12 protein-coding genes are annotated in these 14,953 nt (G+C 37.0%); 4 read left to right on the top strand and 8 right to left on the bottom strand.

Going from position 1 to position 14,953, the window contains the following annotated elements; genetic code table 11:
- The first annotated feature begins 229 nt into the window (after positions 1 to 229).
- Positions 230 to 787 (top strand): cysteine hydrolase family protein, encoded by a 558-nt coding sequence (locus tag AC1DIT_RS13025; protein WP_016132505.1) that lies wholly within the window; start codon positions 230 to 232, stop codon positions 785 to 787.
- Between the two features lie 59 nt (positions 788 to 846).
- Here AC1DIT_RS13025 and AC1DIT_RS13020 read toward each other — a convergent pair whose 3' ends face one another.
- The 7 genes from AC1DIT_RS13020 to pcrB form a co-directional block, all read right to left on the bottom strand.
- The gene (locus AC1DIT_RS13020; protein WP_016112837.1) at positions 847 to 1,740 is read right to left on the bottom strand and encodes a DUF4097 family beta strand repeat-containing protein; all 894 of its coding nucleotides are present in this window, start codon (positions 1,738 to 1,740) and stop codon (positions 847 to 849) included.
- 458 nt (positions 1,741 to 2,198) lie between these two features.
- Positions 2,199 to 3,746 carry an L-glutamate gamma-semialdehyde dehydrogenase gene (gene pruA, locus AC1DIT_RS13015; protein ID WP_016112836.1) on the bottom strand — a complete coding sequence of 516 codons (1,548 nt, stop codon included), beginning with the start codon at positions 3,744 to 3,746 and terminating at the stop codon, positions 2,199 to 2,201.
- 156 nt (positions 3,747 to 3,902) lie between these two features.
- Positions 3,903 to 4,673: a TSUP family transporter gene (locus AC1DIT_RS13010; RefSeq protein WP_016132283.1), complete on the bottom strand. Its 771-nt coding sequence runs from the start codon at positions 4,671 to 4,673 to the stop codon at positions 3,903 to 3,905.
- Between the two features lie 95 nt (positions 4,674 to 4,768).
- The gene (locus AC1DIT_RS13005; protein WP_016132282.1) at positions 4,769 to 5,962 is read right to left on the bottom strand and encodes a CamS family sex pheromone protein; all 1,194 of its coding nucleotides are present in this window, start codon (positions 5,960 to 5,962) and stop codon (positions 4,769 to 4,771) included.
- A 16-nt stretch (positions 5,963 to 5,978) separates the two neighbouring features.
- Positions 5,979 to 7,988 carry an NAD-dependent DNA ligase LigA gene (ligA, locus tag AC1DIT_RS13000; protein WP_016132504.1) on the bottom strand — a complete coding sequence of 670 codons (2,010 nt, stop codon included), beginning with the start codon at positions 7,986 to 7,988 and terminating at the stop codon, positions 5,979 to 5,981.
- Positions 7,989 to 8,002: 14 nt separating this feature from the next.
- Positions 8,003 to 10,237: a DNA helicase PcrA gene (pcrA, locus tag AC1DIT_RS12995; protein ID WP_016132503.1), complete on the bottom strand. Its 2,235-nt coding sequence runs from the start codon at positions 10,235 to 10,237 to the stop codon at positions 8,003 to 8,005.
- 12 nt (positions 10,238 to 10,249) lie between these two features.
- The gene (gene pcrB, locus AC1DIT_RS12990; RefSeq protein ID WP_016132279.1) at positions 10,250 to 10,939 is read right to left on the bottom strand and encodes a heptaprenylglyceryl phosphate synthase; all 690 of its coding nucleotides are present in this window, start codon (positions 10,937 to 10,939) and stop codon (positions 10,250 to 10,252) included.
- Positions 10,940 to 11,454: 515 nt separating this feature from the next.
- Here pcrB and AC1DIT_RS12985 point away from each other — a divergent pair.
- From AC1DIT_RS12985 to AC1DIT_RS12975, 3 genes are all read left to right on the top strand, one after another.
- Complete coding sequence (locus AC1DIT_RS12985) at positions 11,455 to 11,835, top strand: YgaP family membrane protein (RefSeq protein ID WP_016132278.1); 381 nt, start codon at positions 11,455 to 11,457, stop codon at positions 11,833 to 11,835.
- Positions 11,836 to 12,211: 376 nt separating this feature from the next.
- On the top strand, positions 12,212 to 13,057 hold the full coding sequence (locus AC1DIT_RS12980) for an SPFH domain-containing protein (RefSeq protein WP_016132502.1): 846 nt from the start codon (positions 12,212 to 12,214) through the stop codon (positions 13,055 to 13,057).
- Between the two features lie 15 nt (positions 13,058 to 13,072).
- The gene (locus tag AC1DIT_RS12975; protein ID WP_016132276.1) at positions 13,073 to 13,237 is read left to right on the top strand and encodes a type II toxin-antitoxin system antitoxin; all 165 of its coding nucleotides are present in this window, start codon (positions 13,073 to 13,075) and stop codon (positions 13,235 to 13,237) included.
- A 61-nt stretch (positions 13,238 to 13,298) separates the two neighbouring features.
- Here the strand turns inward: AC1DIT_RS12975 and AC1DIT_RS12970 are convergent, their stop codons facing one another.
- Positions 13,299 to 14,783 carry an amino acid permease gene (locus tag AC1DIT_RS12970; protein ID WP_016132501.1) on the bottom strand — a complete coding sequence of 495 codons (1,485 nt, stop codon included), beginning with the start codon at positions 14,781 to 14,783 and terminating at the stop codon, positions 13,299 to 13,301.
- Between the last annotated feature and the right edge of the window lie 170 nt (positions 14,784 to 14,953).

The following is a 14,953-nucleotide window of genomic DNA, read 5'->3' as shown; positions in this document are numbered from 1 at the left end:
GTCTTTTCACTCTACCTACAAACATTGGATTTATCCCGCTATTTGCGGGCAGTAAWACTCCCAYCTCAAAATTCAATGAAAGCAAGGAACTTAGTAGCTCATTACAAAACAATTATTTTTAAATTCATGTAAAATTCTCCTTCACATTCTCTCTCTAAAAGGAAAATATCCCTTTCCAGTTGAATAACATTACATGAATACGAAATGAAAACGGAGGACGATGACTAATATGAAAACAGCCCTTTTACTCGTTGACATTCAAAATGATTATTTTCCAAATGGCAAGATGGAACTACGTGGTGCCGTTGAAGCTAGCGAGTATGCAAGTCAACTTCTAAGGCACTTTCGAAAAACTAAGCAACCAGTTTTCCATATCCAACATGTATCTACGAAAGAAACTGCCACCTTTTTTCTTCCTAATACAGAAGGTGTTCACATTCATGAAATTGTTCGTCCATTACAAGATGAAACGGTTATCCTCAAACACTATCCAAATAGTTTTCGAGAAACAAACCTACTAAAGCAATTACAAGACTTAAACATTCAACATCTCATTATATGCGGAATGATGACTCATATGTGTATTGATGCCACAGTAAGAGCTGCTTTTGATTTCGGTCTTCGTTGCACTGTTGTACATGATGCATGCGCAACAAAAGATCTTATCTTTAAAAATGCTACGATTCCTGCTGTCTATATCCATAATACAATTTTAGCAAGTTTGAATGACGTATATGCAGAAGTCATGAGTACAGAAGAGTTCTTACGTTTTAGAAACTCCATCTAAGACAAAAAATCATGTCTCTCACAGACGGAGACATGATTTTTTATACTGTTATTCACAGGTTACCGTAACTTGAAGTCTCCCGAACTTGTTTTTACTTTCACTTTATTTTCCCCTGTGCCTTTTACTCCAACTAACTGATTCTTTGATTTCTCTTCATATAGCAAACCAGCAATATTTACATCCGCCTTACCTGAACTTCCATCAAACTCAACTCTTAAAGATTCAGGAAGTGTATCAAATTGCATCTTAACATCACCGCTTGATGTATTACACTCTACCTCTCCTTGCAAACTACGATCATTATATTCAATATCACCTGATGATGTTTTAGCTACTAATTCTTTAGAATGTAGATTTTCTACCCTAATTTTTCCGCTACCTGTGTTCAATTTTGCTACTTCGATTTCACTTTTATCTGTCTCAATCTTTCCGCTAGACGTTTTAGCTGTTAATTTTTCTTTTATCTTAGAATGCGAGAATGATACATCCCCAGAGGAAGTATTTATCTCCGCTACCTTTGTTTCAATTTCTTTTGCAACAAAATCTCCTGATGATGTAGTTACTTTTACAGTGTCATATATTTTCTTTGGAATTTTAACTTGTAAATTTACATCTGCGGTAGTTCCAATTCCCCAACCGATAGAATTCCAATTTTTACTAAAATCAATATTTAATCTATTGTTTTCTTTTTTCACCTCAAATTTATATTTATCTACTAGCTCTTTGCTTATCTCTCCATCCAGTAACACTTCTATATCTTTTGAATCACCTGTAATAATTTCAACATCTGCTGCCGAAGTCTTTACTTCAATTTCATCAATTTTTTCACCATCCACCGTTTCTTCTTTATGAATTTCAGTTTTATTAAAAGCTACACCAAAAACAGTCATTGCCCCAACACCAATGCCCCCAATAATTAACAATGATAATGCGATAAAAACAATCTTTTTCATAAAATAACACTTCCTTCGTCTTATTTCTTTTAATAAAATCATTAAAAATTAAATTCCATACATCCCTATTCATATAACTTTTATTATTCAGTACTATATATTATACAGTACCATTCCAAAGCTACTTATTCTCCTCAGAATCTTTCATGTTTCATTTTATCATTTACCATAATTTAACACAATGTTATTTTCTGAAAAATATAAAAACACCACTTCCAGTGAGCAAAACCGAAAGTAGTGTCCTCTTGTCTAACCATAGATTTTCTTTCAAATTGTATTATACAGGAAATTCAAAAAATTAATACAGAAAAATATGACGAATGGATCAACTTTTCTGGTGCTTTTGTTTCTTTTCACTCTTTTATATTGTATTTAAGCAAGGTAGCAGTTTTCCAATCAGAATCTTTCTTACATGAAAAAGGCCTTCCCTATTACAGGAAGGCCTTTTCACCTATTTCTTATAAAGTTTCAGAAGTAGTTTTTCCTTGCATGTGAAGTGCGATATAGTCAGGTCCACCAGCTTTAGAGTCTGTACCAGACATGTTAAAACCACCAAATGGTTGGTAACCTACGATTGCACCAGTACATCCACGGTTGAAGTATAAGTTACCAACGTGGAAGTCTTCACGCGCTTTTTCGATATGTTCACGGTTATTAGAAACAACAGCTCCTGTTAAACCGTATTCTGTGTTATTTGCAATTGCAAGCGCATGATCAAAGTCTTTCGCTTTACAGAATGCTACTACTGGTCCGAAGATTTCTTCTTTCATTAAACGAGCGTCTTCTGCAACGTCAGCAACGATTGTTGGTTGAATGAACCAGCCTTTAGAGTCGTCTCCTTCGCCACCTGCTACTACTTTACCTTCTTCTTTACCAATTGCAACATAGCTCATTACTTTATCAAATGCAGCTTGGTCATTAACTGGTCCCATGTTCATGTCTTTTTCAGCTGGGTTACCTACAGTTAATTCTTTCGTTAATTCAACAGCACGGTTTAATACATGATCATATACATCTTCATGGATTACTGCACGAGAACAAGCAGAACATTTTTGTCCTGAGAATCCAAATGCAGATGCAACGATAGACTTAGCAGCTAATTCAAGATCTGCTTCTTTATCAACAACGATTGTATCTTTACCGCCCATTTCAGCGATAACACGTTTTAACCAAATTTGGCCTGGATTTACTTTTGCTGCGCGTTCGTAAATACGAATACCTACATCGCGTGATCCAGTGAAGCTAATGAAACGTGTACGAGGGTGGTCTACTAAGTAGTCACCAACTTCAGATCCGCTACCAGGGATGAAGTTTACAACGCCTGCTGGTAAGCCTGCTTCTTCTAATACTTCCATAAATTTCGCTGCCACTACAGGTGTTGTACTAGCTGGTTTTAGTAATACTGTGTTACCAGAAACTACTGCAGCTGTTGTCATACCTGCCATAATTGCGAATGGGAAGTTCCAAGGAGAAATGATAACACCTACTCCTAATGGAATGTAAGAGAAACGATTATATTCAATTGGACGGCTTTCTACTGGCATACCGTCTTTTAATTTTAACATTTGACGACCATAATATTCCATAAAATCGATTGCTTCTGCTGTATCCGCATCTGCCTCATTCCATGGTTTACCTGCTTCTTTTACAAGAATAGCAGAGAACTCATGCTTTCTACGACGAACGATTGCTGCAGCACGGAATAAAATGTCTGCACGCATTTCTGGTTTTGACTTTCTCCAAGTTTGGAATGTTTCATCCGCCACTTGCATTGCTTTTTCAGCTAATTCACGGCTTGCTTTTGAAACACTGCCCACAACTTCTTCTTTATTTGCAGGGTTTACAGAAACGATTTTCTCGTCTGTAGTGATCTTTTCTCCCCCGATAATTAATGGATAGTCTTGTCCAAGATAAGATTCTACTTTCTTTAAACCTTCTTCAAACGCTAACTTGTTAGCCTCTACTGAAAAATCTGTAAATGGCTCATGCTTGTATGCTACTACCATTCTTTTTAGCCTCCCCTTAGAAAAACGTTTACATTTTACAACATTATTCTACACGATAATTTAGATTTATTCAAATATTCCTAGACTTATATTTTAAAAATTAATTAATTTTTAAAATATAATAATAATAAAAGAGCTTCATACCTAAGTATGAAGCTAAAAAATATGAACATATTCCAAAACATTTTTCCCAATCAACAAAATTGTTACCAATAAAAATAAAGTACGAACATATCCAACACCTTTTTGTACTGCAAACTTTGATCCTAGATAAGCCCCAAAAATCATTGATAACCCCATAATAATACCGTATTCAAAATGAATGACATCTAAAAATAGAAATGTGATTAAAGATACAATGTTACTAACGAAATTCAAAAGTTTTCCAGATGCAGCAGCTTGAATAAAATCCAAACCAATTAATAAAAATGCAAAAATTAAAAATGAACCTGTCCCGGGACCAAAAAATCCATCATAAAATCCTAAACTTAAAATAACAAAGAAAAACATTAATGCTTTTCCTTTCGTCATCTTTTTATAAGTGGACACACTTCCCCAATCTTTTTTTACAATAATATAAATTGCAATAAATACCAACATAATAAGTACAAGCGGCCGTAAAATATCGGGTGGAATAAATTTCACAACTAAAGCTCCAGCTATCGCACCCACAATAGTTAATGGGATTAACTTTCCTACTATACGAAAATTAACCTTCCCTGAACGAATAAAATAAATAGTGCTTGTAAAAGTCCCCATCGTTGCAGCCAGCTTATTTGTTGCAATTGCCGATGCAGGCGATAAGCCCACAAACATAAGTGCTGGAAGTGAAATGAGCCCTCCTCCTCCAACAACTGAATCAATAAATGCAGCCAAAAAACCGAAAGCAACAAGTAATACAATAATCTGTAAACTTAACTCATCCATGTCTTTTCTCCTTACCCCTTTTTATTCACAACATTAGAAATTATAACAAAATTACAGAAGAAAAAAAGCCGTTCCAAAAAGGAACAACTTTTTTCTTAATCTAAAATTTTCACAAATGGTTCATCTTGCTTTTCCTCACGAATAATAATCGCTTCCGGTCGCTCAACAGACTTAATTGTTACCTGTACTTTCACATAATTCGGGAAGTATTGCATAACTTGTCCAGCAACAAATTGCGTAAACCCAATGACTTCTGCTTTTCCGTTAAATTGAACAGGAATTTCAAGCTTCATTTCCTTTAATTGATCATCTTTATAGAATCCTGTACCAATAACAGCTGTGTAATCATTTTTGAAATACTCACTCAGCTTTGCAGTGAAGTTTTTTACAATGGCTGCATCGTCACGATGCGCTTCATCTACCTCTTTTGAAGGAAATAAATAATATTTCTCGTTAATTTCTTTCCAATCCCCTATCTTTTCACTGCCCTTATCTACTTGAGTGTAGGAGACAAATCTTCCTGGTACAAGTGTTGATTTTGGACCTTGGCGATAAATAGCAAATGTAATTGGAACATTTTTTAATTTCGGATCTTTCTTTTGCAACAATGTTAAAATTTCTTGCGCCATAGGCTTAGCTTTTTCTAGCATTTCTTTTTCTGAAATTTCAACTTCTCGTGGATACCCATGTTCCTCAGTATAATAATGAATCGAATTCATTGCTAACCCAATAACAACCCCACCAAGTTCAACTTCTTTGTCATCTTTTGGCACATAATAATCGTGCTCTAAAATATTAGAAAGATACATTGGTGTTTTTTTATTTCGAACCTCTAATGATTCTGAACCTTCTTGTAACGCCGGGTTCAATCCAATATTAGGGAATTTCACTGCGTCTTTTTTCAGTTTCTCTTCTAACTCTTTTTGCTCAGCATCTGTACGCTTTCTCTTTACAAGCATTTGAACCGTTTCTTTATCTAAATATTTACCACCTTGGAATAAATAATTTTTTGTGCTAAACGATTCTTTTGCAATGCGCATCAATCCTGTTTCAAATTCATCTATATCTAGACGGCTATTCAATCCTTGTACAACTAAGCCACGTGCAGAAGCTGGATCAAACGGGAATACCGTTTTATAATACTCATCAGAAATAGAATATTTCGGAACAATCGCTTGTTCTTTTGATTTACCCGATTTTTCAACAACTTTTTCTTCTTTTTTTATACCTGTACTACATCCACTTAGAAGTAGACCTAGGCTTAATACCGCTAATGCTATTTTTTTCATGGTAAGTTTGCACCTCTTACTTATTCAGCTCTTGTAAGAACCTCTCTTCATTCCAAACCTCAATATTATGTTTCTCTGCTTGTGCTAATTTTGACCCTGCCGCTTCACCAGCAACGACTAAATCAGTACTTTTACTTACACTACCTGTTACTTTTCCACCTAGCTCTTCAATCTTTTTCTTCGCTTCGCTACGCCCCATAACTTCTAGTTTCCCTGTTAGAACGATTGTTTTTCCAGCGAAGTAAGATGCAATATTTTGTAAATCAGCACGTTTTATGCCTTTGTAGGTCATGTTAACACCGTACTCTTTAAATTGTTGTAATAATTCTAACACGTCTTCATTATCAAAGTACGTTACAATTGATTGGGCCATTTTCTCGCCAATTTCATTAATCTCTTTTAACTCTTCTTCTGTTGCTTTCACAAGATGATCCATCGTTTCAAAATGCTCAGCTAACGTGCGAGCCGCTTTTGCACCGACATGACGAATACCAAGTCCAAATAATAGACGCTCCAACGAATTTTCCTTAGAAGTTTCAATTGCTTGTACTAATTTAGATGCTGATTTCTCACCAAAACGCTCTAATTGTAACAATTGCTCTTGCGTTAATGGATACAAATCTGCGAATGTCCGAATATAATCTGCTTCAAAGAGCTGTGTAATAACACGCTCTCCAAGCCCATCAATATTCATTGCATTTCTTGAAACAAAATGAATCAATCCTTCACGAATTTGCGCTGGACATGCTGGATTAATACAACGCAGAGCTACCTCTTCTTCTAAACGAACCAGTTCACTGTCACAAGTCGGACAATGCGTTGGCATATGATACTCTTCTTCTTCACCAGTACGTTTATCGAAAATAACATTAACTACTTCTGGAATAATGTCTCCAGCCTTTTTCACAATAACGTAGTCACCAATTCGAATATCTTTTTCACGAATTAGATCCTCGTTATGTAGAGATGCACGGCGGACAATTGTTCCTGCCACTCGAACTGGTTCTAGTTCTGCCGTCGGTGTCACAACCCCTGTGCGTCCCACGCTCAGTTCAATACCTGTTAATCTCGTTACAACTTCTTCTGCCGGAAACTTATAAGCAATTGCCCAGCGTGGACTCTTTGCTGTTGTTCCTAAACTATCTTGCAAGGCCACATCATCTACTTTAATTACGATTCCATCAATCTCATAATCAAGATTCGGGCGCTTTTCCTGCCATTCTTCTACATAAGCGATTACATCTTCAATTGTTTCACATGTACGGCGATTTGGATTTGTTTTAAACCCAAGCTCGCCTAAGAAGTTTAATGATTCGCTATGTGATGCAATCGTCTTTTCTTTCACATCAGCAAGGCCGTACACAAACATTGACAAATTACGCTTCGCAGCAATTTTTGGATCAAGCTGGCGAAGTGATCCGGCTGCTGCATTACGTGGATTTGCAAAAACTGCCTCACCATTTTGTTCTTTCTCTTCGTTTAATTTTACAAATGAACGCTTTGGCATATATGCTTCACCGCGCGCTTCTAATGTTACTTCTTCTTTCAAACGAAGAGGGATCGCTTTAATTGTTTTTAAATTTTGCGTAATATCTTCACCAGTTACGCCATCACCACGTGTTGCGCCTTGAACGAAGCGTCCTTTTTCATAATGAAGGGAAACAGCAAGACCGTCAATTTTTAGTTCACATATATATCTTACATTTGAATCATCAATTCCTTGACGTACTCTGCGATCAAAATCACGTAAATCTCCTTCATTAAAGGCATTTCCTAAACTTAACATCGGCGATTTGTGCGTTACCTTTTCAAATATATCAAGCACTGTTCCCCCAACTCGAACGGTGGGAGAGTCTTCTGTTAAAAATTCTGGGTTCTCTGCTTCTAATTTTATAAGCTCCTGCATATCGCGGTCGTATTCCGCATCAGAAACAGAAGGATTGTCTAATACGTGATATTGATAGTTGAATGCATTCAACATATCACGAAGTTCTTCTATACGCTGCTTTGCCTCTTCTTTTGACATATCCTTACTCCTTTCTATTGTTTCGTTACAGGTGCAAATTTTGCTAATAAACGTTTAATGCCAATTGGGCTTGGGAATGCAATATCTAATTCTTTTGCATCTCCTTCACCTTTCACACTTACAACTGTACCAACACCCCATTTTTGATGGGACGCTTTATCACCTACAGCCCAGCCAATTTGCTCTCCTCCTGTCGTTTTCACAGTTGGACGCACAAATGCAGAGCGGGAACGTGTTGTCGTTGTTGTTGCCCCAGCCGTTCTTCCTTTTGCACTAAATGTCTCACGCTTTGGCGCTGTTTCATTTAATGGTTCTAGCAACTCCGTAGGAATTTCTGAAATAAATCGAGATGCTGCATTCATATTTGTTCTACCGAATAAAGTACGCATTTGGGCATTTGATAAATATAACTCTTCTTCCGCACGAGTAATACCTACATAAGCAAGACGGCGTTCCTCTTGCATTTCATCTTCTTCCATAAGAGAGCGAGTATGCGGGAACACTCCTTCTTCTAGTCCAACAATAAAGACAACTGGGAATTCAAGTCCCTTTGCCGAGTGCATTGTCATTAAAATAACTTCTTCACCCGCAGTTGGATCCTCATCCACGCGATCAATATCTGCAACAAGTGCCAAATCTGTTAAGAAAGCAACAAGACTCTTATCTTCACTTTGCGATTCAAATGTCTGTGTAACAGATAAAAACTCATCTAAGTTTTCAAGTCGTCCTTCTGCTTCTAAAGAACGTTCATTCTTTAGCATATCGCGGTAACCCGTTTTCTCAATCACTTCTTCTACTAGTTCCGTAACAGATAAGTATTCTTGCATGTTTACCCAATTGTGTAATTGACTTGCAAATTCTTTTACTGCTTTTGTGATTTTTGCACTTACTCCGACATGTTCAATTTCATCCATTACAGCCGTTAATGAAATCCCATTTTGCACGCCGTAGTTAATAATTTTATCGATAGACGTGGCACCGATTCCTCGCTTCGGCATGTTAATAATACGTGCGAAGCTAATCTCATCATCTGGATTTGCAATTAAACGTAAGTATGCCAAAATATCTTTAATCTCTTTACGATCATAGAACTTAATGCCGCCGACAATTTTATATGGAATATTAGACTTTAAGAAAATCTCCTCGACCATACGAGACTGGGCGTTTGTACGATACAGAACCGCAAAATCTGTATATTTTCGATTTCCCATTTGAATTTCATCGCGAATTTTTTTTGCAACAAAATATGCTTCATCCTTTTCCGTTGCAGCACGGTAATACGAAATCTTGCTTCCAATTTGATTGTCTGTCCATAATTTTTTCGGTTTACGATTTGAATTTTTTTCAATTACAGCATTAGCCGCATTTAAAATATTTTGTGATGAACGGTAGTTTTGCTCTAACAAGATAACCTGTGCATTTTCGTAGTCTTTTTCAAATGACAAAATGTTAGAAATGTCCGCCCCACGCCAACGATAAATGGACTGGTCAGAATCACCAACAACACAAAGGTTTTTAAAGCGAGCAGCTAATTTATTTACAAGAATGTATTGGGCTCTATTCGTATCTTGGTACTCATCCACATGAATATATTGGAACTTACGCTGATAGAATTCCAATACTTCTGGAACACGTTCAAATAAATGGATCGTCGTCATAATTAAATCATCAAAATCTAATGAGTTATTTTTCAAAAGACGTTTTTGATATTCCGTATATACATCGCTTGTTAATTTTTCAAATGGATCCGCAATTGAAATTTGCTTTGCATATTTATCAGCAGATAACAATTCATTCTTTGCATTGCTAATACCAGATAAAATAGAACGTGGATCGAACTTTTTCGGATCAATATTACGCTCTTTCATAATCTTTTTTACAACCGTAAGTTGATCACTTGCATCTAAAATCGTGAAGTTACGATTAATWCCRATRCGRTCAATRTCACGTCGTAAAATACGTACGCACATTGAGTGGAACGTAGAAATCCAAATATCTTCCGCTTCCGGGCCAACAAGCTTATCGATACGTTCACGCATTTCACGAGCCGCTTTATTTGTAAAAGTAATTGCTAATACATTCCAAGGTGCTACACCTTTTTCACCAAGTAAGTATGCGATGCGATGTGTTAGCACACGCGTCTTACCACTACCAGCACCAGCCATTAATAGAAGTGGTCCGTTTGTTGTTTGCACTGCCTTTTGTTGCTGAGGATTTAAACCATTTAATAATTTATCAGTTATACTCATATGTGCCTGCACCTACTCTCCTTTTACAGCTTTTACTGTTTGTAAAGCTGCTTTTATATCATCATAAATTACATTTCCTACAACGACTGTATCAGCGTACTGTGCCATTTCTTTTGCTTCTTTCGCACTTGAAATTCCACCGCCGTAATACAGCTTTGCTTGTTGTAATTCTGCTTTTACGTTTTTAACGAGTTCAATATCTCCGTAAGTACCGCTATATTCTAAGTAGAAAATCGGCAACTTCAGAAGCTTGTCTGCCATACGTGCATATGCAATCACATCATCTTCTGTTAAATCACATTTCGCTTCTGTAAGCTGAGCTACCTTTGCTTCTGGATTTAAAACACAATATCCTTCCATGAAAATTTCATCCCAGTTCATAATATCCCCAAATTCCTTCAATGCCTCATGATGAATTCCCGTTATCCATTCCACTTTTGGGCTGTTTAAAACACTTGGAATGTAATAAAAATCAAACCCTGGTGTAAGAGCTTCAAGATCAGAAACCTCTAACACACAAGGAACTGCATATCTACGAATGCTTACTAGCATGTGTAATACATTATCAATTGTTACCCCGTCACTTCCGCCTACAATCACTGCGTCTGTTCCAGATTCACAAATCATTTCTAAATGTTCATCGCTTAATTCCTTATTCGGATCAAGCTTAAATACATGTTTCCACTGTGAAATATCGTACATGAAAACACCCTTTCTTTTGTCTATTCACCTTTATGTGCTGGTTCAAAAAGGAGGATCTAGAGAGCCGAGCTATTCGAGGCGCTGCAGCCAGGAGGATACGGAGTATAGCTTATACTACATGAGTACCGGACTGGCACAGCAGCGAAGAAATGCGAAGGTTATCTTGACCGGACTTTTTAAACTTCCTTTTACAATACACGTTTAAAAAGGAGAATCTAGAGAACCGAGCAGTTCAAGGCGCTGCAGCCAGGAGGATACGGAGTGTAGCTTATACTACATGAGTACCGGACTGGCACAGCAACGAAGAAATGCGAAGGTTATCTTGACCGGACTTTTTAAACTTCCTTTTATGCATTCTTACATTATAACAAAAAAAGACACCTATACACACGTCCAATCCAACATCTTTTTCACCGTCAAATGTTGGATTACATATCGCAAAACTTACGTGGAATAATAACAACTGAAATAGTGTTTGCTATTTCTAAGCTGATGAAGAAGGAGTGTTTTCTTTGATGAAGCAAAACATCGGCATAATGAATGCTTTAATCCGAATTACATTCGGTTTGGTCGTACTAAGTTGTAGCACAGCTAAACTCACACGTAAACCATGGTGCACTTGGTCAAAGGTTTTGCTGTGGCTTAGTGCAATGAAAATTGCAGAAGGAATCTTGCGTTTCTGTCCTATTACTGAAGCATGTAAATTCGGAAAATATATAAACATGGGTGCCTTTAAAATACCTAGCATGGATTTTAATAAAAAAGGACATGCTAAACAAGAAGAAGTAAGTCACACTTCCAGTCCTGACAAACCAGGATCAAAAGGAAGTTATGATGCTTCTGACAAAGAGATTGAGTCAGCGATTGAAGAAGCAATCCTGGCGAAACCGCTTTGAATCATTTGTCACAATGCAAGATGCTCTCAAAGGGACTTAGCTGCTGCAGTGGGCGGCTAAGTCTTCTTTATTTTATCACAAAACAGAACTAATGTTCTTTTTTGTTTTATTTCCCCTAAGAGATTCCATTGAACTACCCCCACCTAATCTCTTTGCTTTTGCTGAATTCTGAGGTGGAGGTCTTACTGCCCGATAATGCGGGATAAATAACTGTAGCTATATATTAATTTGAGATGTATCGCGCCGCACACCTAAAAAACTAATTTCCCCGTTCTTCTAAGAATCATTTTTATTTTTTTCAGAAAATTAGACTTTCCTCCCTTGCATTCGATGATATAAAAATGATATCATTTTTATATCAGAAGGAGGCGATTATATGAGAGAAAAACAAGTGTTTTATGTAAATGGTTTTCTAGGTATTATTGGTCTTTTAGCTTTATCCGGTATCGGTGTGTTTTGCCTCGTACAAGAAATATTTGTAGTAGCTGTACTTTGTCTAATTTTAGCTGCGATTCTTGCCACCGGTATTGGGATTGTCCAACCAAATCAAGCAAAAGTGATTACGTTTTTTGGGAACTATTTAGGAACAATCCGTCAAAATGGATTATTTTTAACAATTCCATTCGCACTTCGTCAAACTGTTTCTCTTCGCGTTGAAAACTTTAATAGTAAAAAACTAAAGGTAAATGATGTAGAAGGGAACCCGATTGAAATTGCAGCTGTTGTCGTTTATAAAGTTGTCGATTCAGCAAAAGCGATTTTTGGGGTTGAACATTATGATCAATTCGTCGAAATTCAAAGTGAGACAGCAATTCGCCACGTTGCAACGAAGTATCCGTATGATAATTTTCAAGATGATAATTGCATCACACTACGTGGAAATGCCGAAGAAATCTCTGAGGAACTAAGACGTGAATTAGAAGCGCGCTTAAATATTGCTGGTGTAGAAGTACTAGAAACTCGTTTAACACATTTGGCTTATGCAACAGAAATTGCACATGCGATGCTTCAGCGTCAACAAGCGAAAGCTGTTCTAGCAGCACGAAAAGAGATTGTCGAAGGTGCTGTGAAAATGGCGAAAGATTCGATTCATATGTTAGATGAAGAAGGCGTACTCGATTTAGATGATGAGCGTAAAGCAAACATGGTTAACAACTTATTGGTTGCCATCGTTTCAGATAAAGGTGCACAACCAGTTATTAATACAGGAAGTCTATATTAAAGGTTGTATGTAATTATGGCCAAAAAGAAAAGCTTTCCATTACGTATTGATCCTGAATTGCACGCAGTCATCGAAAAATGGGCGGATGATGAATTTCGCAGCGTCAACGCACACATCGAATATTTACTTCGAGAAATAGCAAAGCAAAAAGGAAAACTAAAAAAAGAGAAAGAGTCTTAAATTTATGTTAAATGGCTCTCTTCCCTACACAAAAACACACCCGCGTTCAGCGGGTGTGTTTTCACAAATCATCTCGACTAAAGTCACACTCTTTTAACGGGACAACCTGCGTCTTTTTAATAAACTTATAACCTAACCAAAGAATAAGAAACACTGGCACACTAATATACGATACAAGCATTCCATACCAGTTAATCTCCCCTCCAGAAACCACTTCACTTCCTTGTCCAATAATAACAATGATGCATAATACTAACGTAAACAACGGACCAAAGGGATACCATTTCGCCTTAAATTTGAGTTCATTTAGGTCTCTCCCTTGCGCCACGTATGCTTTACGAAATCTATAATGACAGATTGCGATTCCAATCCATGTTAAAAATCCCGTTAACCCCGTCATATTAAGCAACCATATATAAACAACGCCATCGCCAATGAACGATGATAAAAAGACAAGTAATCCAAAAATAATATTAGCATACAAAGCATAGGTAGGGACCCCTCTTCTATTTACCTTGCGCAAAATTTTAGGCGCTTTTCCTTCTTGTGCAAGAGCCCAAAGCATGCGAGTAGAAGCATACATAGAAGAATTGCAAGCTGAAAGCACAGAGGTTAAAATAACAGCATTCATTAATGATGCCGCAAATGCAAGTCCAGCTTTTTGAAAAACTAAAGTAAATGGGCTAATAGAAATATGATCCACATCCGATTTAAGAAGACTCGGATCTGTATATGGAATAATAATCCCGATTACGGCTATAGCCAACACATAAAAAATTAACACCCTCCAAAAAACACTACGAATTGCCCGAGGAACATTCCGCTCTGGATCCTCACTTTCACCAGAAGCAATACCAACCATTTCTGTACCTTGAAAGGAGAAACCTGCAATCATGAAAACACCAACTATAGCCAAAAATCCTCCTTTGAAGGGAGCCTCACCTATCGTAAGATTATGAAACCCTACTGCCGGGCTAAAGAATATACCAAGTATCATGAAAATACCAATCACTAAAAATAGAATAATTGTAACGACCTTAATACCAGCAAACCAAAATTCCGATTCACCATACCCTCTAACAGATAGTACATTTAATAAAAATATAAGTGTCAAAAAAAGCATCCCCCATAGAACATCCGAGGATTCTGGTAACCAGTATTTCATAACCAAGGCACCTGCTGCCAACTCAGCTGGAATGGTTGTAGCCCAGCTTAGCCAATAATTCCAACCAAGTGTAAATCCAAATGCTGGATCAACAAACCGAGTTCCATATGTTTCAAATGAACCTGACGTTGGAAGATATGTTGCCATTTCACCAAGACTTGTCATCAAAAAATAAACCATACATCCGATAGCAAGGTACGCAACAAATGCTCCTCCCGGTCCCGCTTGACTAATCGTAGCACCGCTTGCAACAAATAACCCCGTACCAATTGCACCACCAATTGCAATCATAGATATATGTCGTGGCCTTAAGCCACGATTCAACTTCCCATCTATAGTAGATGGTGTTCCAATATTTGATTTTGTCTCTAAATTATCCATCATCTCACCTCTCTCTTTGCAACTTTCCTAAAAAATAACCGATTCACTCTATGCAAAATCAAGTGATTCGTTTCAAAATATACAATGTCCTCTCTTTCCTGCTCTGAATATTCAGACTATTAAACCCACAATAATAGAATTACTATGTTATAGAACGAAAGGCAATCAAA

The organism is Bacillus sp. 05T22 (genome assembly GCF_056396765.1).
Note: the sequence above shows the minus strand (reverse complement) of the source record. Positions and strands in the feature narration are given on the sequence as shown.